Below are 17870 nucleotides of genomic sequence, written 5' to 3'. Positions count from 1 at the left end.
GAGCGGCGAAGCCCCAGGTAGTCGTCGACTGCTTGGCGAAGATCAGTCATGCCGCCTCCGTCCCGGGCCAGGGCTGAGCGACCGCGCAGGGCGATGAAGTCGACCTTCGCGTAGAGCGCGGCCGTAGCCAGGTCCTGGTGCCGGAGCACCTGTCCGATCGCGGTGAGCCCGGCGCCGTGTCGGAGCATGTCGGCGGCCAGGGCATGACGCAGTCGGTGCGGACCGACCTTGAGTGTGCCGGCCCGGCGACAGGCCCGTTCCACCACGTCGCCGACCAGGTCCGCTCGGATCGGACTGCGCGGAGCCTTGCAGGTCAGGAAGACATGGTGGGCATCCAGGCGAGGTCTTGGGCCGGACAGGTAGGCGCCAGGGCCTCGCCGACGTCGGCCGGGAGCGGGAGCCGGACGCCGATCCGGCTGGTCCGGTCGACTGTCTCTGAGAGTGGCGGACCCGGCCATTAGCGGGGCGGGAAACGATCTCCGCCGATTCGGGAAGCGATCTTCGTATGCCTCCGGAGTACCTGGCCAGGGGTACTCGAGAACACCCCTTTCCTTGAGGGTCCTGCCCCTTGCGGCGACTTCTCCGCCGAACGGTCGTCCGTGGCTTGTCGCGCAGTTCCCCGCGCCCCCCTGACGGGGCACGAACTCCCTTGCCGCAGGGGAAGACGTGCCCCGAAGGGGCGCGGGGAACTGCGCGAGCAACCGGCCACCGGCCGGGGGCCGGGGATGATGCCCCGTGGGGCAGGTCGTGCCCCGTCAGGGGCGCTGGGGGCACCCCCCGCCGGCCGGGGGGGCCGGGGGGCGGCCGGTGGGGGGTGGGCGGGCGGTGCGGGGTCAGTCCTTGATTTCGCAGATGACCGCGCCGGAGGTGACGGACGTGCCGACGTCCGCGGTGAGGCCGATGACCGTGCCGGAGCGGTGGGCGTTGAGCGGCTGTTCCATCTTCATCGCTTCGAGGACGACGATGAGGTCGCCCTCGGTGACCTGCTGGTTCTCCTCCACCGCGACCTTCACGATGGTGCCCTGCATCGGAGAGGCCAGCGCGTCACCCGACGCCGCCTTCGTCGCCTTCGACGCCGCCCGCCGTTTCGGCTTCGCACCGCCCGCCGCCGCGGTCCGCGCCAGCGTCATCCCCAGCGAGGCCGGCAGAGAGACTTCGAGGCGCTTCCCGCCGACCTCGACCACCACCGTCTCCCGCCCCGGGACCTCGTCCTCATCCACCGCGGGCCCCGCGAACGGCGCGATCGTGTTCACGAACTCCGTCTCGATCCACCGGGTATGAATCGTGAACGGCCCCCCGTCCCGGGGATTGAACGCCGGGTCGGTGACCACAGCCCGGTGGAAGGGAATCGCGGTCGCCATCCCCTCCACGGTGAACTCACCCAGCGCCCGCGCCGCACGCTGCAACGCCTGCTCCCGCGTCGCACCGGTGATGATCAGCTTGGCCAGCAGGGAGTCCCACGCCGGCCCGATCACCGACCCCGACTCCACCCCGGCGTCCAGCCGCACCCCCGGCCCGGTGGGCGGCCGGAAGAGGGTCACCGTGCCCGGCGCGGGCAGGAAATTCCGCCCCGGGTCCTCACCATTGATCCGGAACTCCAGCGAATGCCCCCGCAGCGGCGGGTCGTCGTAGCCGAGGGCCTCGCCGTCGGCGATACGGAACATCTCCCGCACCAGATCGATGCCGGAGACCTCCTCCGTCACCGGGTGTTCGACCTGCAGGCGGGTGTTGACCTCCAGGAACGAGATCGTCCCGTCCTGCCCCACCAGGAACTCACACGTCCCCGCGCCGACGTAGCCGGCCTCGCGGAGGATCGCCTTCGACGCCGCATACAGCTGCGCGTTCTGCTCCTCCGACAGCCAGGGTGCGGGCGCTTCCTCGACGAGTTTCTGGTGGCGGCGCTGCAGGGAGCAGTCGCGGGTGGAGACCACCACGACGTTGCCGTGGGTGTCGGCCAGGCACTGGGTCTCGACGTGGCGGGGGCGGTCGAGGTAGCGCTCGACGAAGCATTCGCCGCGGCCGAACGCGGCCACCGCCTCCCGGACCGCGGAATCGTAGAGCTCGGGGACTTCTTCCAGGGTCCTGGCGACTTTGAGTCCGCGTCCGCCGCCGCCGAAGGCGGCTTTGATGGCGATGGGGAGGCCGTGTTCCCTGGCGAAGGCGACGACTTCGTCGGCGCCGGTGACGGGGTCGGGGGTGCCGGCGACCAGGGGTGCGCCGGCGCGCTGGGCGATGTGACGGGCCGCCACCTTGTCGCCGAGGTCGCGGATGGCCTGCGGCGGGGGGCCGATCCAGGTCAGGCCCGCGTCCAGGACCGCCTGGGCGAACTCGGCGTTCTCGGAGAGGAAGCCGTATCCGGGGTGGACCGCGTCCGCGCCGGACTCCGCGGCGGCGGTCAGGACCTTGCCGGCATCGAGGTAGCTGGTGGCAGGGGTGTCACCGCCCAGCGCGTACGCCTCGTCCGCGACACGGACATGCACCGCGTCCCGGTCGGGATCGGCGTAGACGGCCACGCTGGCGATCCCCGCGTCCCGGCAGGCACGGGCAACACGGACTGCGATTTCACCGCGGTTGGCGATGAGCACCTTACGCACGAACACTCCCTCCCGGTAGCGAAAGTTCCCGTCAACCAGCGTCCATCGGCCCGCCGACAGCACTCAAGGCGGCCTTCTTCAGGTCTCCGTGAGATTCGGCAACCGCGGCTCAGCCGTGTCGGCGAATCGCCACGCCGACGTCAGGCGACCGTCAACCGCGACGGCGAAACCCGCGCTCACGGGTCGGAGAAGCGGAGAAGTCGATGCGCGGGGCCACCACCGGCGGCGTCGTGCCTCGGACGCGACCGTCCGCACGCGGCGATGTCCGGCGGACAGGACTGCCTGCGCGCACGTCGGTCCGCGCGCGGGATTGCCCGCACGCACGCCTGTCTTCCGTACTGAATTACCCGCGCACACCTGTCCCCCGTACTGAATTACCCGCGCACGTTTGTCCGCGGACGCGATTGCCCGCGCGCGCCGATCATGGCGGACCGGGACCGTAGGACGCATTCAAACGACGTGGCACGCCGTACCCCTCGTCCGTCCCGCTGTCAGGCGAGCCATCCGTACGGCAGGCGCAGGAGGTCCGCGACCCTCTCGGCGACGGCCTCCGCGTGCGGCGGGACGCCCTCCTCCGCGAGGCCGCGGCTCAGGTGGAGGTGGAGGGACTGGAGAGTGGCGAATGTGTTGAACGCCCACGGCGGAACCGCTCCTGGCCCGCCGCCGTCGAGTGCCTGGGCCACGACGGCCAGCCAGCCGGTTGCCTCCTCGCAGGTCAGGCCGGGGGCGAGCAGGATGCCGGTGAGCGCGCGGGCGAGACGGGCGTCCTCCAGTTGTACGTAGCGGTGCCCGGTGTGCGGGGCGGTCATCCGGCGGGCGCACAGGTCGAGGAGTCCGGTGCGGCGGGCGGGCAGCGTCCGGGCGAACGCGGCTGCCGCGTCGGCGCCGTGGGCGACGGCGTGCAGCCAGCCGAGGGAGTCGTCCCAGCCGCGGGTGTCACGCTCGGCCGGATACCAGGAGGCAAATCCGGCGTACCAGCGCTCCGCGGTTGCCTGCGGCACGGCTCCGGGAACGGCTTGCCCCCGGGTCAGCGCACACCGGAGCACGAGTGGTGCGAAGGCCCTGGCCTGTACCTCGGGGTGGGTGAAGCGGTCCGCGGCCGTGTCACCGAGCTCCACCAGGACCTCGTCGAGGTGGCCGTCCCGGATCCAGCGCGCGCACGCGGTGCAGGCGCGCTCGTCACGGACTTCGGGGTCGGGCGAGACCAGCATGGCCGACAGTTCCCCGGCGAGCCAGGAAGGCGCCACCCCCTCGGGGAAAGGGAAGCCGTCCGCGGCGATCGACGGCCAGTCGACACGATCCGTACGCACCGCGTCAGCCTTCCACGCCTTCCCCGGCGTGCGCCACCGCCTTCCGCCTCGGGCACCGGACCGCGCACCCCGGACGGGCCGGCCCGGAACCGCCCAGCCGGCCGCTTCGAACGCTACGGCGGACCACCGACGGCGGATCGTACGGGCGCGAGCGGGGTTACTGCGGGGTGACCTGCATGGTGTGGGCGCGTGCCTGGCTGGAGACGATGTCCTTGAGCGACGACGCCTGGGCGGCGTACTTGGTCTTGTACGCGTCGTCGACCTTGGCGTTGGTCTCCTCGTCGTCCAGGTTCTCGACGGTCACCGGGTACCGCTCGGAGCCGTCGACGAAGGCGGCCCGGCCGGCGCGCTGGACGCGGCGGTACCACTTGGAGTCAGGCCCGTAGCCGCTGCGCACGTACGGCACCCCGTCCACGACGACCGACCAGATCGGGGTGACGACCTCGCCCCCGTTCTGCCGGGTGGTGGCGATGTGCACGGTGTCGGTGTTGGCGAAGTAGTCGATCGCGGTCATGGGAACGCTTCCTTCCGTGGGGGCTCTCTCCATCTCCATGGTGCGCGGATCGGGCCAGGGGCGGCCAGCCGACAGCGCCCGGTCGGGGCCGTACCGGCGACCGTGCCGCCACCCGTCACGTCCCGAGGTGACCGGCGACCGTGCCGCCACCCGTCACGTCCCGAGGTGACCGGCGACCGTGCCGCCGCCCGTCTCCTCGGGACGGCGGCACGAGGCGCTCAGCCGCGGGAGACCGGCCGCGGCTCGGGCTCGGCGCCCGGCCCCGTGCCGTACTCCCCCGGCCGGACGGCGGGGACGGGTCAGGCGCCGGCCGGCTCCTCGTTGAGTACGCCGGCCAGCAGCAGATCCGTCAGCCGCCGGATGGCAGGCGTCGCCTTCTCCGCCGGGAGCGCCCGGAAGGAGGCGATCGCCATCAGGGCGATCCGCGTGTCCTCGACCGACACCCCGCCGCGGACCGCACCGCCGTCCCTGGCCCGGTCCACCAGCCGTGCGAACGCCTCGGCGTGGGCGCGCCGCTGCTCCGCGAACGCCGCTCCCGCGGGGTGCGCGCCCAGCAGTGCTTCGTTGAGGCCCCGGTTACGGGTCTGCCCCTCGGCGAACCGGATGATGGTGCCGCGCAGCGCCCGCCGGGGGTCCGGGTCGGCGAGTGCGGCCCGCATCTCCGCCCCGCACCGCCGGGCCTGCTCGGCGAGCACGGCGGAGAGCAGATCCTGACGCGACGGAAAGTGCCGGTAGACAGTGGCGACAGCCACGCCCGCGCGCCGGGCGATCTCCCGCACCGGCAGGTCCAGCCCGTCAGCGGCGAACGCGTCCCGTGCCACCGCCACGAGGTGCGTGCGGTTGCGCTCGGCGTCCGTCCGAGGTTTCCGGGTCAATGCGTCCCGCCCGCCTCTCACTTCGCGGCTGTCCGGAGGAAACCTCCGCTTCCGCTTCTACGGTAGTGCGCGATCAAGGTGTCCGGTTCAGAGAGGTGATCATGTTCGCAGCCCACTTCGACAGGTTCGGTCCTCCCGAGGTGCTCGGCGTCGGGCCGTTTCCCGAGCCGCACGCGGGTCCGGGAGAAGTCCGCGTCCGTGTCAGAGCCGCGGGGGTCTCCCCGGTGGACCTCTCCCTCCGCGCGGGAACGTCGCCGTCGGCCGGGCGGCTCGCGCTGCCGCACGTCCCGGGGGTCGACGCGGCGGGAGTCGTCGATGAAGTGGGTCCTGAGGTCACCGGCGCCGCGGTCGGGGACGAGGTGTTCGGCGCGGTCGATGTCGCACGCCTCGGCGGCGCGAGTGCGCAGTTCGCGGTCCTGAGGTTCTGGGCGGCGAAGCCGGCCGCGATGCCGTGGGAGGAGGCCGGCGCCGCCGGTACGAGCATCGAGACGGCGACCCGGGCGCTCGATCTGCTGGACGCGCGGGAGGGGACAACGCTGCTGATCGACGGCGCGGCCGGTGGCGTCGGCAGTGTCGCCGTGCAGTTGGCGGTGGCACGTGGTCTTCGGGTGATCGGGACGGGCCGCCCGGAGAGCGGGGAATTCATCGCGCGGCTCGGCGCGGTTCCCGTCACCTACGGCGAAGGGCTGCCCGCACGGGTCCGCGCGCTGGGCGCCGGGCGGGTGGAGCGGGCGCTCGACCTCGCGGGGGCCGGCGGGCTCCGCGAACTCGTCGGGATCACCGGCTCGGCGGCGTCCGTCGTCACGATCGCGGACTTCACCGGCCCGGAACTCGGGGTCCGCCTCTCGCTCGGCGATCTCGGGGGCCAGCCGCACGGCCGCCACGGACTCGCTGTCGCGGCGGCACTCTTCGAACAGGGGCGCTTCCGGCTTCCGTTGCAGAAGGTGTTCCCCCTCGCCGAGGCGGCCCAGGCGCACGCGTTCGCGGCGCATGAGCCGCGGCGGGGCAAGGTCGCGCTGACCGTTTCTGCCCCACCGGGCGACCACCGGGAGCAGGCGCCGGGTGCGCCGGTTTGACGAGTCACGGTCCCGCGTCCCGGGGCGGCGGTGAAGGGCGCCTTCCGCCGGGGGTCCGGGTCGGCGAGTGCGGCCCGCATCTCCGCCCCCCACTGCCGGGCCTGCGCGGCGAGCACGGCGGAGAGCACAGCGGAGAACAGATCCTGACCCGACGGAAAGCGCTGGCGGACGGTGGCGACAGCCACGCCCGCGCGCCGGGCGATCTCCCGCACCGGCAGGTCCAGCCCGTCAGCGGCGAACGCGTCCCGTGCCACCGCCACCACCACGGGCCTGGCCGGGCGGGCCGGGCGGGCCGAAAATGGCGCGACACCGACCGGTCACGCTGTTAGCTTCACGCCCATGGACCCCCTCGGTGAAGCGCAGATCCGCGGCTCGTTCGTCAACTGCTCGAAGGGCGAGGCGAAGCGGATCAGTCTGCCCCGGGACCTCGGGGACCTGCCGTGGGCCGACCTGGACTACCTGGGCTGGCGGGATCCGGGCGCCCCGGACCGCGCCTACCTGGTCCGGCCGGGCGGCGCCGACGGCGCTGAACCGGTCGGGATCACCCTGCGGATCGCGCCCGGGGCACGCCGGAATCTGCTGCGCAGCAGTCTGTGCTCGCTCTGCCTGACCGGGCACTCGGGCGGCGGTGTCGACCTGCTGGCCGCGCCGCTGGCCGGCGCGGCCGGACGGCAGGGCAACACGGTGGCTCTCTACATGTGCGCGGATCTGGCGTGCTCCCTCTACGTCCGCGGCAGGAAGACCTCGGCGCTGGCCAAGCGCCTGGAGGAGACCCTCACCCTGGACGAGCAGATCGCCCGCACGCTGCGGAATCTCGACGGCTTCCTGACGAAGGTGACCGGCACCCGCGTCTAGCGGGTGTTTGAGAAGCCCCGTCCGGCTCAGGCGCCCGACACCCACGCCCGCACCGAACGCCGTAACCCCCGCCCTGCGGGCGGACGGCGCTACTTCTCAGCACGCCCTGGGCGCGGCCCCCCGGTTCTGGCACCGGCGCGGGCGCGGGACTGCAGGCGGCTGAGGTCCGTACGCGGTGCTGACCTGCGAGCGGTGCGGGCCCGTAAGGGGACCGTCACCTCGGAGGGCTGACGCCCTCCACCGCCAGGCCGAGCAGCCGGTGTGCCTCGGCGTTGGGGTCCGGGTGGTGTTCCGTGGCGAGGACGATGCCCGTGACCAGCGCGAGCAGATCCGCTGAGGTCACGCCCGGCGGTACGGCGCCGGCCTCCGCGGCCCGGTGCAGCAGCGGGTCGACCGCGTCGGTGAGCTTCACCGAGCAGGCGTTCACATGCTCCGGGTCGGTGATCCCGTCCTGGAGCAGCGCGTCAGCCATGCCCCGTGCGGAGGCGGCGTACGTGGTGAGCGCGCCCAGCCAGTCCAGTAGCGCGGCCCGCGCGTCGGCCGCGCCGGCCAGTTCCACCGCGCGGACGCCCAGCGCCTCGATCCGCTCGCTGAACACCGCCTCCAGCAGGGCGCGCCGGCTGGGGAAGTGCCGGCGCACGGTGGCCGAGCCGACTCCCGCGGTGCGGGCGATCTTTTCCAGGGAGGCGTCGGCGCCGTGCGCGGCGACCTCCTCCTCCGCGACAGCGAGGATCCGGGCGTAGTTGCGCCGGGCATCCACGCGCTGGGCGGTCATGGCGTCATCTCCGAGCTTGCTAAGTGGCGGGGCCCTCCGTATCGTACCGGAAGGTAAGTGGCGGGCCCCGCCACTTAGCTGCGTGCCACCACCCGAGGATCACTATGACGTCAGAATCCCCCGCACCCGTCCTGGTCACCGGCGCCACCGGCCGGCAGGGCGGCGCCACCGCACGCGCCCTGCTCGCGAGAGGCATTCCCGTACGGGCGCTGGTCCGCGACCCGGCGACCGACCGGGCGAAGGCGGTCGAAGCGCTCGGCGCCGAGCTGGTCACCGGCGACCTCTACGACCGCGCCAGTGTGATCCGGGCCGCCGAAGGGGTTCGCGCCGTCTTCTCGGTGCAGATGCCCGACATGAACGGGCGTGTTTTCGAAGGCGAGTTGACCCAGGCCGTCAACCTGATCGAGGGCGCGCGGGCCGCCGGCGTGCCGCAGTTCGTGCACACGTCCGTCACCGGCGCCGGGCAGCACACCGAGGCGCCCGGCTGGGCGGAAGGCCGCTGGGCGGCGATGGAGCCCTACTTCAGCACCAAGGCCGGGATCCAGGACCGCGTCCGTGCGGCGGGCTTCGCACACTGGACGCTCATCAAGCCGGGCACCTTCATGGAGAACTTCCTGCCCTCCGAGGCGTTTCTGCTGCCCCGCGGGGTCGAAGGCGGCCTGGTGAGCATCCTCAGGCCCGGGACCGAGCTGTCCCTCGTCGCGGTCGACGACATCGGCACGGCGGCCGCGGCCGCCATCGCCGCACCCGAGCGGTTCGACCGGGTCGAACTGGAGCTGGCGGGCGACTACCTGTCGATGACCGACATCGCCGCGACCCTCTCCCGCGCCCTGGGGACCGAACTCACCGCGCCCGACATGACTCTGGACGAGGCCAACGCCGCCGGCATGACCCCGGCCGGCGCCTCTCACGAGTGGATGAACGTCGCCGGCCAGCCCGCCCGCCCCGAGTACGCGCGGGCCCTCGGCATCCCCCTCACCACCTTCGAGGAGTGGGCCGGGAAGTATCTCCGCCCCTGAGGGTTCCGCGGAGCCGCCCCGGGGCCGGGTCGCCGGGGGGAGCAAGGCCCGGTGGAGGGTGGGTCAGGGGAGTTGCGCGACGGCTCCGTACATGGCGACCTCGGAGTCCTGGACCTGGCCCTCGGTCCCCGGGGCCGCGCGCCAGTTGTGGACGAGGCCGACGGTTCACTGCCCTGCCCTGTCCGGGCCGTGGAAGCAGGCCGCGGGAACGGGCACGGGCCGCGGGGTACGGGGCACGGGCCGCCGGCGAAGGGCAGCCTCCGGCCCCGCGGCCTCAGATCGAGGTCCGCAGCCGCGTCGCATCCTGACTGGGCGGCGTGCCGAAGTGCCGGCGGTATTCGCGGCTGAACTGCGAGGGGCTGTCGTACCCCACCGCGTAGCCGACCCCGGCGATGTCGTCGGGGCGCGTGACGAGGAGCAGGCGGGCCTCGTGCAGGCGGATCTGCTTCTGGAACTGGATCGGGCTCATCGCGGTGACCGCCTGGAAGCTGCGGTGGAAGGCGGACGTGCTCATCCGGGACAGCCGGGCCAGGTCCTCGACGCGGATCACCTCGGGGTAGTGGTCCCGGATCCAGCGCACGGCCCGGTTGACGTGATTGAGGCTGCTGTCCGCGAGGCCGAGCTGGCGGACGGTCGCGCCCTGTTCGCCGGTGATCAGCAGCCAGAGGATCTCGCGTTCGATCATCGGCGCGAACAGCGGCAGGTCACGCGGCCGGTCGAGCAGCCGCAGCATGCGCACGGCGGCGTCGATGAGCTCGAAGGAGGCGTCGCTGACCGTCATGCCCGGCGGGGCCGCCGCCCCGCGGTTGCCACGGGGGAAGTCACCCGCGGCCGGGTCGAGCAGCAGGTCGGCGATGGCGGACGGGCGCAGCGTGAGGCCGAAGCCGAGAGCGGGCTCCTCGGGGCCGGCCTCGGTGTACTGGCCGGTGACGGGGAGGTCGACGGACGCCACGAGATACTGCCCGGCGCGGTAGTCGTGGACCCGGTCGCCGAGCACCAGGCGCTTGGCGCCCTGCGCGATGAGCGCCATCACCGTGCCGGAGGTGGACACGCTCGGCGCGGCCGGCTCCCGCGTGATCGAGACCAGTACGCCGTCGATGGCCGTGGTCTCGCCCTCGCGCGCGTGCCGGGCGATGAGCGCTCGCAACTCGTCCAGGGGCATGACCCGATTCAAACACAGGCCGGCCGTGGCGCTCACTGGGCCACTGGCGTGAAAAGCAGGATCGTGCAAGACACCGACAGGAATGACCTACGGCTTCACGGGTCGGCGCTGCTTGGCTTGAGGAGTGGCGCCGCTGCGATCGACAGGCCGGAGAACCGGCGGACGGCGGCGCGTCCATCCCGATGAGAGGTACTCCATGTCCATCGCAATCGTCACCGGCGCCAGCTCGGGCATCGGTCAGGGCGCGGCCATCGAACTGGCCAAGCGCGGCTTCGGTGTCATCCTCACCTACGGCAGGAACAAGGAAGGCGGTCTGCGGACCGTCGCCGAGATCGAGGAGCTCGGCGGCAAGGCCGTCGCCCTCCCGCTGGATGTCGGCCTCAGCCACACCTTTCCCGCGTTCAGGCAGGAGGTGACGCGGGCGCTCGACGAGACCTGGGGCGCCACGCACTTCACCTCACTGGTGAACAACGCCGGCTTCGGCCGGATGTCGATGTTCGAGGACACCAGCGAGGAGCTCTTCGACGAGTTCATGCGGGTCATCCTCAAGGGGCCGTTCTTCCTCACCCAGACCCTGCTGCCGCTGCTGGCGGACAATGGCGCCATCGTCAATACGACCAGCAGCAGCGCGCTGGTCACCGGCGTCGAACCCGGTTACTCGGCCTACGCCTCGGCGAAGGGCGGTCTGCAGGTGCTCACCCGGTACATGGCCAAGGAGTTCAGCACCCGCGGTATCCGGGTGAACTCGATCGCGCCCGGGCCGACGCGCACCCGGCTCGGCGATGACGCGTTCTCGAAGTACCCGGAGGTGATCGGCCCGATCGCGGCGGCGACCGCGCTCGGCCGGGTCGGCGAGGCCGAGGACATCGGCATGGTCGTCGCCATGCTCCTCTCGGAGGAGGGCCGCTGGATCACGGGGCAGAACATCGAGGTGTCCGGCGGCCACAAGCTGTGAGGCGCCGGGCCGCCCGTCGTCGGGTGACAACGGGCGGCCCGGGGAGGGTGCGGTCAGAGCGCCAGCTGGAGGCGGTTGTCGACGATCTGGGTGAAGTCGGCGTCCTCCGGGATCAGGTCCCAGGCGACCATCCAGTCGTAGGTCCGCTGGAACTCCTCGGCCGGGTACGGCGCCGGCTCGGCGTAGCGGAGCCGGTCCCGGCGGAAGTCGGCCGGGTCGAGGTGGACGATGTCCTCGGGGACATCGGCGATGAGGTAGTGCAGGTACGGCTTCGGGTCCTCGTTGATCTTGTGCACCGCCTTGATCACGGCACGCTGGATCGCGGTGAAGGTCTCCGGGTCGAGGTTCGGGTCGGCGATCTCGGCGCCGACGTAGAAGGCCTCGGCGATCAGCTTGTAGCCGAGCTTCTCGGCCACCGTGATCCACGGCTCCATGACCGCGGCCGCCTCCACCTTGCCGTCGCGCAGCGCCTCGAAGCGCTCCCGGGGACCGCCGATGTGGACGACGTTGATCTCCTCCTTCCGCAGGAAACCCTCCAGCGTCTGGATGCCGATGTAGTGCGAGCCGTGGTGGAAGTTCACCGCAACCGACCGGTTGGCGAGGTCCTGCGGATGGTTGGCCGGGTCGTCGGGCCGGACGTAGATCGCCTGGCTGCCGATGGCGGCGCGCTTGCTGACGACCTGGCCGCCGCGGCCGCTGTCGTACGAGCGGCGGATCTGCCCCCACTCGCAGGCGCGGTAGAGCGACGCCTCGCCCTCCTCGAAGGAGGACTTGGTGGTGAACGCGGAGATCAGGTGGTGGTCCTCGACGGGCTTGATGACCGCTTCCCGCTGGCCCTTGCGGACCAGGTCGACCTCCAGCCCCTCCTCCGCGAAGTAGCCCTCGTCGCGGGCGACGAAGTAGGGGAGGGAGAAGATGGGGCTCGACGTCTCGCTGACGAGTTTCTTCAGTGCCATGGTGACGGCCCTTCTGCGTAGGTGCTCATGATGGGGTCCGGCGCGTTGCCGGGTGGCCGCGGCCGGCCGGCCGCGGGTGGTGCCGGATCAGCGCAGGACGTGCGCGATGGTGGTCTTGTTGGGCAGGGGTCCGTAGGTCTTCTCAAGGCCCTGGTAGAAGCCCTGCTTGTCGAGGGAGTCGATGTAGGAGTTGTCGATCAGCGGGGCGAGGTTCTGCAGCGCCTGCTGCTGGCCGGCCGGCTGGTACTTCACGTAGGGCGTGAAGTAGTCGGCGGAGCACCGGCCGGGCGGGGCCTGGATCGGCGGCAGGTAGGCGTCGAAGCTCTTGCTCAGCGTCGCCTTGTCCGCCGGGTCGGAGGGGTCGAGGCCGAGGAACTTGCCCAGCGACTGGACGGCGTCGTCCTTGTGGGTCTGGTACGACCAGATGCCCTCGCCCAGGCTCTTGAGGATCGCGGTGACCGTGGTGGGGTTCTTCTTCGCCCAGGAGGCGTTCACCAGGTAGGGGGTGGGCGGCCCGGTGGCGTAGCCCAGGTTGGGCAGACCCGCCTTGTCGGCGCGGAAGTTGAAGGGGGTGGAGAGCAGTCCGCTGTCGATCTTCCCGCTGGTGAGCGCGGTCAGCACATTGGGGATCGAGCCGAGCGGCACGAACTTCACCGCGTCGGCCGCGAGGCCCTTGCTCGCCAGGTAGGACTCCATCGCCACCTGCGGCGCGCCGCCGAGCGACGGGACGCCGACCTTCTTGCCGGCCAGTGCCGCCACCGACGCGGTGCCCTTGCGGGCGTACAGGTAGTAGCCGGTGTTCTGAGCGACACAGCCGATGACCTTGACACCGACGTGCTTGGCGTAGAGGTCGAGCACGTCGCCGCCGGCCAGCTGGTCGAACTGCACCGAGCCCGCCACGAACGCCGCCTTGAGCTGCCCCTCGGCGGAGAGCGGCGTCGTCACCGACAGGCCGTTCTTGCTGAAGAAGCCCTTGCTGACGGTGTACTGGAAGGCGCCTTGGGAGGCCGACACCGATCCGGTGGGCACGGTCAGCCGGGTCGTCGAGCCGCTGCCGGCGTCCGATGCCGAGCCGGAGCCGGAGCCGGAGTCCGAACCGCAGGCCGTGAGCACCGCGGCGAGCACGGCCGCCAGCGCGACCACGAGGGTGCCTGCGCCGGTCCTGCGGCCGGTGACCGCGCGGCGCGGCGGGATCTGTCGCTGTCTCATCGGGCGTCTGATCGGGCGTCTCATCGGGCTTTTCTCTTCTCAGGGGTCGGGTCGGCGCCGGGGCCGGCCGGGCGCGGGGCGGTCTCGGAGGCGTGCGCGCGGTCGTCGCTCTCCTTGAGCCGCTGGTAGATCCGGGAACTGACCGCGGCGAGCTGCTCGCTGTGCTGGAACTCCTCGGTACGCGGCCGGTGTTCGTCGACGGTGAAGGTCTCGACGATGCGGCCGGGCCGTTCGCTCATCACCGCCACGCGGTCACCGAGGAAGACCGCCTCGCGGATGTCGTGGGTGACGATGACCGCGGCGGTGCCGAGCGCGTGCAGGGTCCGGGAGAGCACCCGTTGCAGCCGTTCGCGGGTGAGGGTGTCCACCGCGCTGAACGGTTCGTCCAGCAGCAGTACCGCCGGGTCGATCGCCAGTGCCCTGGCCAGGTTCACCCGCTGCTGCATACCGCCGGACAGGGCGGCCGGCCGGAAGTCGTGGAAACCGGAGAGCCCCACGATCTCCAGCAGCCGGTCGGCCTGTTCGCGGCGCTCCGCGGTGCTCAGCCGGGCGCCGTGGGCACGCAGCCGCAGGCCGAACTCGATGTTCTTGCGCACGCTCCACCAGGGGAAGAGCGACGGCTGCTGGAAGACATAGCCGGTCTCGGTGGTCCGGCCGTCGGCGCCGCGGGTGCCGGGCGCGCGGCCCTGTACGGTGACCTGCCCGGTGTCGAGGGCGGCCAGGCCCTGGACCACCCGCAGCATCGTGGTCTTGCCGCAGCCGCTGGGGCCGACGACGGCCACCACCTCACCGCGGCGGACCGACAGGTCCACCCCGTCGAGTACCGGCAGCGGGCCCGACGGTGTCGCGTAGTGCGTACGGGCGCCGCTGATCTCGATCACCGGCTCCCCGGCGTCCGGCAGCGTGCCCTCGGATGTCCCGGCGGGTCCCGTCGACCTGGTCAGGAAGCTCATCAGACACCCACCCGTGCGGTGCGCGCGGCGGTCAGGCGCCGCTCGAAGTACCCGACCAGGCCGGTCAGGACGAGCCCGATCACGCTCAGCGTCACCACGCCGACATACACGTCGTCGGTGTTGAGATTCTGCTGGCCCGAGATGATCAGGTAGCCAAGGCCCGAGGTGGAGCCGAAGAGGTCCGCCGCGACCAGTGCGATCAGGGAGCGGCCGATGGCCAGCCGGACCCCGGTCAGGATGTGCGGCAGGGTGCCGGGAAGCGTCAAGTACCAGAGTGTTTCGAGGGAGTTGGCGCGGAACGCGCGGGTCACGTCGCGCAGGCCGCCTTCCACCACGGCGGCGGCTCCGGCCTGGGTGCTGATGACGATGGGGAAGAACCCGGAGGCCACCACGATGGTGATCTTCGCGGTGTCGCCGAAGCCCAGCGCGACGATGACCAGCGGGGCCACCGCGATGACCGGGATGGTGTAGAGCACGGTCACCCAGGGGCCCACCGCACCGGCGATCCACCGGTTGGCGCCCAGCAGCAGGCCGACCACCGTCCCGGCGACCACCGCGATGGCCAGCCCGCTGAGCAGCTGGACCAGGCTGAGCCTGATGTCCGCTCCCAGCGTGCCGGCGCCGAACAGATCCCCGGCGTCCTGGGCGATCTCCCAGGGACCCACCACGGCGAGCTTGTTGGGGTGGAAGACGCTGATCACCAACTGCCACAGCGCGAGGCCGCCGACGATGGACAGCGGCGGCACCGCCAGTCTGCGGATACGTCGGCCGGTTGGCATGCTTCTGGTGCTGGCAGAAGCGGGCACGGAAGTCCTCCAGTGCTCGTGGCGAAAAAAGGGGCGCAGGCCGGCCGCGGCACAGCGCGGGCGTCGCATGGCTCAGGGAGCCCGGTGCACCGCGGTCAGGGCCGCTCGGTGCGAAGCGATGGGGCGTGACGCGCTCCGTCGGCGGGATCACGCCGAGGAGGGGAGAACGGGTCCGCGTGTGAGAGGACGCGGCCACGCGCGTTCAGCGACAGACGCCCCCGCTGTAGAGACTGAAGTCGAGGTACCGCCGCCGCGACAGGAAGTCACCAGCGCAAGTCATGACCACGAGTATGGGCAGCGTCCGTCGAGGCTGTCAATGCATCGCATTTCATTGACATGAAAGTGTGTGCGGCGCCACTCCCCTGCTCAGACCACGGCTCGGCGCGGAAAAGGGCGCAGGTCAGTGCGGGGACAGCGGCCGGCCAGGAGGGCGGTGGAGCGCCGATCGGCGTGCGGTGGTGGGCAGTTCAGCGCGCGGCGGCACGCAGCGAGGGCCGTCCGCCACGGTCCGCGATCCGCCGCTGGGAGGTGGTCGGGCGACCGCCGGTCCGCTCCAGCCAGACACAGATCAGATCGGTCCACGCGTGCACCCGGGCCATCCCGAAGATGTCCAGTGCCATCAGCCGGAGCAGCCGGTCGGTACGCGCCTGGTTGCCGAAGGCGGTGCGCCGCTTGCCCAGCCGGGTCTCCAGTTCCGCCAGCGCGGCCGGCACCGCCCGGCGGGACAGGTGGACGCCGGGCCGGCGGGCGGCGAACTGACGCGCCGTCATCGGGCCGGCCGTCGCCAGCCATCGGTCCAGCTCGGGCAGCCGGTAGCGGCGCGCCTCGGCGGCGAAGCGGTCCCAGTCCTCCGGACCGCGCCAGGCGCGCTGCAGCAGGATCCACAGGCGTACGTCCCGCCCGTCAAGACCCCGGCTGCGGCAGATGCGCCGTGCCGCGGCGCGCATCACCGCCTCGTCGGTCCACACCTCGGGGGCCGCCGAGGGCCGCGGCCACACCGCGGCCACCGCACGCGCCAGACCCGCGGAACCGTCACCGACGATTCGCACCGGACGGCCGGTCCTGGCCCGCGCGAGTTCCCGCAGGAACGCGGCCCAGTGCCGCGCCCCCGTCCCGGCGGCCGAGCCGATTGCGAAGACCACCGCCCGGCCGTCCGCCTCGTACGTCATGGCCACGAACACCGAGAAGACCAGGCCGGGCCGGCTCTGCGGCCTGCCCGGCGGGACCACGGTCAGCGGCAGGACACCCACCAGCACGGTCTCCGGCCAGGCCGCCGCGTACGGAGCCTGGGCGTGCCACAACGCCTCGGCGTAGACCTCGACCCAGTCCGACACCAGGGTGCCGTGCCGCCGGGAGGGGACAGGGGTGCCGGGCGGACCCCACCGCCGTGCGGCCTGCCGGCGTACGGCCTCCCCCGCCTGGGCATAGCTCGTTCCGCGGCTCACCGCGACCAGTCCGGAGGCGATGTCGTGGGCGGTGAACTGGTACTTGCGGGCGGTGCGCAGCTCGTCGGTGGGCGAGCCGGACTCCTCGCCGCCGGCGGCCGGTTCCGGCTCGCGCGGCGCGATCACCGTAGGAGGGGTCAGCGGCGCGGTGAAGCGGTGGGAGGCAGCGGCGGACCCGGGTTTGGCCATGTCGCAGACGTACAACTGGCGTTGGCGGCCGGGCTTTCCATAGCGCCCGCCCAGAACGACCTTGCTGTCCTCATGGCCCGGAACCGGGCATCGCGGCAGCGCTGCCGCCGGCGCGTCAAGCGTCACCACAGTCGTGATTACAGACGGTGTGCCGGTCAACTGTCAAGAAGCGCGGGCCGCCGGACGCACCGGCAGGGGTCCGGGCCCGGTGTGCGGCGGGGTGCGGATCCGGCCGTCGCGGGCGCCCGCACCGCTCCGGCAGCCCGTACATGCTGCCGTAGGGTTCCGGAAACCGCAGGTTGGTACGCTCGCGGCATGGCCGAGGTTCTGGACATCGCCGCGCTGCGCACCTTCACCTCGATTTCCGACTGCGGGGGCTTCCACCGGGCGGCGGCGGCCATCGGTCTGTCGCAGTCCGCGGTGAGCCAGCATGTGCGCCGGCTGGAGAAGGCGGTCGGCCGGCCGCTGGTCGAACGGGACGGCCGGGGCATGCGTTTCACGCCGGAGGGCGAGACGCTGCTCGCGGAGGCCAGGAAGATCCTCGCCGCGCACGACGAGGCGCTGGTGCGACTGGGCCGCGCGGAACGCGATTCGGGCACGATCGTCGTCGGCTCGACCGAGCACGCCGCGGACCGCATCCTGCCCGCCATCACCAGCGTGCTCCAGCAGCGGTACCCGGTGCACGGCGTGCGCTTCCGGATCGACCGCAGCGCCCGGCTCAACGACGGCCTGGACCGCGGCAACATCGACGTTGCGGTGTTCCTGGGCGACTCCAGGGAGCGGGACAGCGCGTCCGCGGGCGCGCTGCCGCTGTCCTGGTTCTCCGCGCCCTCCTGGCGGATGCCGGCCGGCGGGACACCGATCCCGGTGGTCGTCATCGACAACCCCTGCACGATCCGCCGCCGGGCGCTGGAGACGCTGGCCGACCACGGTTTGCCGGCCGCGGTCGTGGTGGAGGCGGCGTATCTCGCCGGGGTGATGAACGCGATCCGCGGCGGCCTGGGGGTGGGGCTGCTCGCCGATGTCGGGCCGCCGCCCGAGGGGCTGCGGCGGCGGGACGACCTGCCGCCGGTGCCGCCCGAGCTGCTCCATCTGCGGGCCAGGACCGAGGCTCCGCCGAGGCTGGCCGAGGTGACCGCCGCGGCGGTCCGCGACCTGCTGGCGACCAGGGTCTGAC

Annotated in this window: 16 protein-coding genes and 2 pseudogenes; 5 read left to right on the top strand and 13 right to left on the bottom strand. The window is 72.3% G+C overall.

Annotation, left to right across the window (positions count from 1 at the left end):
* Positions 1–158: 158 nt before the first annotated feature.
* The 5 genes and pseudogenes from OG552_RS36575 to OG552_RS34300 all read right to left on the bottom strand — a co-directional run.
* Positions 159–458 (bottom strand): annotated as a pseudogene (locus OG552_RS36575) (tyrosine-type recombinase/integrase); the annotation flags it as partial.
* 375 nt (positions 459–833) lie between these two features.
* The gene (locus OG552_RS34315; protein WP_329139753.1) at positions 834–2594 is read right to left on the bottom strand and encodes an acetyl/propionyl/methylcrotonyl-CoA carboxylase subunit alpha; all 1761 of its coding nucleotides are present in this window, start codon (positions 2592–2594) and stop codon (positions 834–836) included.
* Positions 2595–3085: 491 nt separating this feature from the next.
* Positions 3086–3904, bottom strand: a complete 819-nt coding sequence (locus tag OG552_RS34310; protein ID WP_329139751.1) for a DUF2785 domain-containing protein — start codon at positions 3902–3904, stop codon at positions 3086–3088.
* Positions 3905–4061: 157 nt separating this feature from the next.
* A complete protein-coding gene (locus tag OG552_RS34305; RefSeq protein WP_329139749.1) occupies positions 4062–4418 on the bottom strand; it encodes a DUF2255 family protein in 357 nt (118 codons plus the stop codon).
* A gap of 299 nt (positions 4419–4717) precedes the next feature.
* Positions 4718–5293, bottom strand: coding sequence for a TetR/AcrR family transcriptional regulator (locus tag OG552_RS34300; protein WP_329139747.1), 576 nt, complete (start codon positions 5291–5293; stop codon positions 4718–4720).
* A gap of 101 nt (positions 5294–5394) precedes the next feature.
* On the opposite strand from OG552_RS34300, the gene OG552_RS34295 reads away from it, so the two are divergent.
* The gene (locus OG552_RS34295; RefSeq protein ID WP_329139746.1) at positions 5395–6369 is read left to right on the top strand and encodes an NADP-dependent oxidoreductase; all 975 of its coding nucleotides are present in this window, start codon (positions 5395–5397) and stop codon (positions 6367–6369) included.
* A 137-nt stretch (positions 6370–6506) separates the two neighbouring features.
* Here OG552_RS34295 and OG552_RS36570 read toward each other — a convergent pair.
* Positions 6507–6623, bottom strand: a pseudogene (locus OG552_RS36570) (TetR family transcriptional regulator); the annotation flags it as partial.
* A gap of 85 nt (positions 6624–6708) precedes the next feature.
* Here OG552_RS36570 and OG552_RS34290 point away from each other — a divergent pair.
* Entirely contained in the window at positions 6709–7224 is a 516-nt protein-coding gene (locus OG552_RS34290) for an FBP domain-containing protein (RefSeq protein WP_329139744.1), read from the top strand.
* Between the two features lie 214 nt (positions 7225–7438).
* On the opposite strand, the gene OG552_RS34285 is transcribed toward OG552_RS34290, so the two are convergent.
* Positions 7439–7999, bottom strand: coding sequence for a TetR/AcrR family transcriptional regulator (locus OG552_RS34285; protein WP_329139742.1), 561 nt, complete (start codon positions 7997–7999; stop codon positions 7439–7441).
* Between the two features lie 104 nt (positions 8000–8103).
* On the opposite strand from OG552_RS34285, the gene OG552_RS34280 reads away from it, so the two are divergent.
* The gene (locus OG552_RS34280; protein ID WP_329139740.1) at positions 8104–9018 is read left to right on the top strand and encodes an NmrA family NAD(P)-binding protein; all 915 of its coding nucleotides are present in this window, start codon (positions 8104–8106) and stop codon (positions 9016–9018) included.
* 274 nt (positions 9019–9292) lie between these two features.
* Here OG552_RS34280 and OG552_RS34275 read toward each other — a convergent pair whose 3' ends face one another.
* Positions 9293–10180, bottom strand: coding sequence for an AraC family transcriptional regulator (locus tag OG552_RS34275; protein ID WP_329139738.1), 888 nt, complete (start codon positions 10178–10180; stop codon positions 9293–9295).
* 196 nt (positions 10181–10376) lie between these two features.
* Between OG552_RS34275 and OG552_RS34270 the strand changes: the two genes are divergently transcribed.
* Positions 10377–11135, top strand: a complete 759-nt coding sequence (locus OG552_RS34270) for an SDR family NAD(P)-dependent oxidoreductase (protein WP_329139736.1) — start codon at positions 10377–10379, stop codon at positions 11133–11135.
* Positions 11136–11188: 53 nt separating this feature from the next.
* Here OG552_RS34270 and OG552_RS34265 read toward each other — a convergent pair whose 3' ends face one another.
* The 5 genes from OG552_RS34265 to OG552_RS34245 all read right to left on the bottom strand — a co-directional run bounded on the left by OG552_RS34265 (position 11189) and on the right by OG552_RS34245 (position 16693).
* Positions 11189–12091: an ABC transporter substrate-binding protein gene (locus OG552_RS34265; RefSeq protein WP_329139735.1), complete on the bottom strand. Its 903-nt coding sequence runs from the start codon at positions 12089–12091 to the stop codon at positions 11189–11191.
* Between the two features lie 87 nt (positions 12092–12178).
* The gene (locus OG552_RS34260; RefSeq protein ID WP_329139734.1) at positions 12179–13300 is read right to left on the bottom strand and encodes an ABC transporter substrate-binding protein; all 1122 of its coding nucleotides are present in this window, start codon (positions 13298–13300) and stop codon (positions 12179–12181) included.
* Between the two features lie 20 nt (positions 13301–13320).
* On the bottom strand, positions 13321–14253 hold the full coding sequence (locus tag OG552_RS34255; RefSeq protein ID WP_329139732.1) for an ABC transporter ATP-binding protein: 933 nt from the start codon (positions 14251–14253) through the stop codon (positions 13321–13323).
* Positions 14253–15032 carry an ABC transporter permease gene (locus OG552_RS34250; RefSeq protein WP_329139730.1) on the bottom strand — a complete coding sequence of 260 codons (780 nt, stop codon included), beginning with the start codon at positions 15030–15032 and terminating at the stop codon, positions 14253–14255. Before OG552_RS34250 ends, OG552_RS34255 begins: the two co-directional genes overlap by 1 nt.
* Positions 15033–15526: 494 nt before the next feature.
* Entirely contained in the window at positions 15527–16693 is a 1167-nt protein-coding gene (locus OG552_RS34245) for a hypothetical protein (protein ID WP_329139728.1), read from the bottom strand.
* 315 nt (positions 16694–17008) lie between these two features.
* On the opposite strand from OG552_RS34245, the gene OG552_RS34240 reads away from it, so the two are divergent.
* Complete coding sequence (locus tag OG552_RS34240; RefSeq protein ID WP_329139726.1) at positions 17009–17869, top strand: LysR family transcriptional regulator; 861 nt, start codon at positions 17009–17011, stop codon at positions 17867–17869.
* Position 17870: the final 1 nt, after the last annotated feature.

This window comes from Streptomyces sp. NBC_01476 (assembly GCF_036227265.1).
GTDB lineage: Bacteria > Actinomycetota > Actinomycetes > Streptomycetales > Streptomycetaceae > Actinacidiphila.
This window is presented reverse-complemented; position numbering and strand designations above follow the sequence as displayed.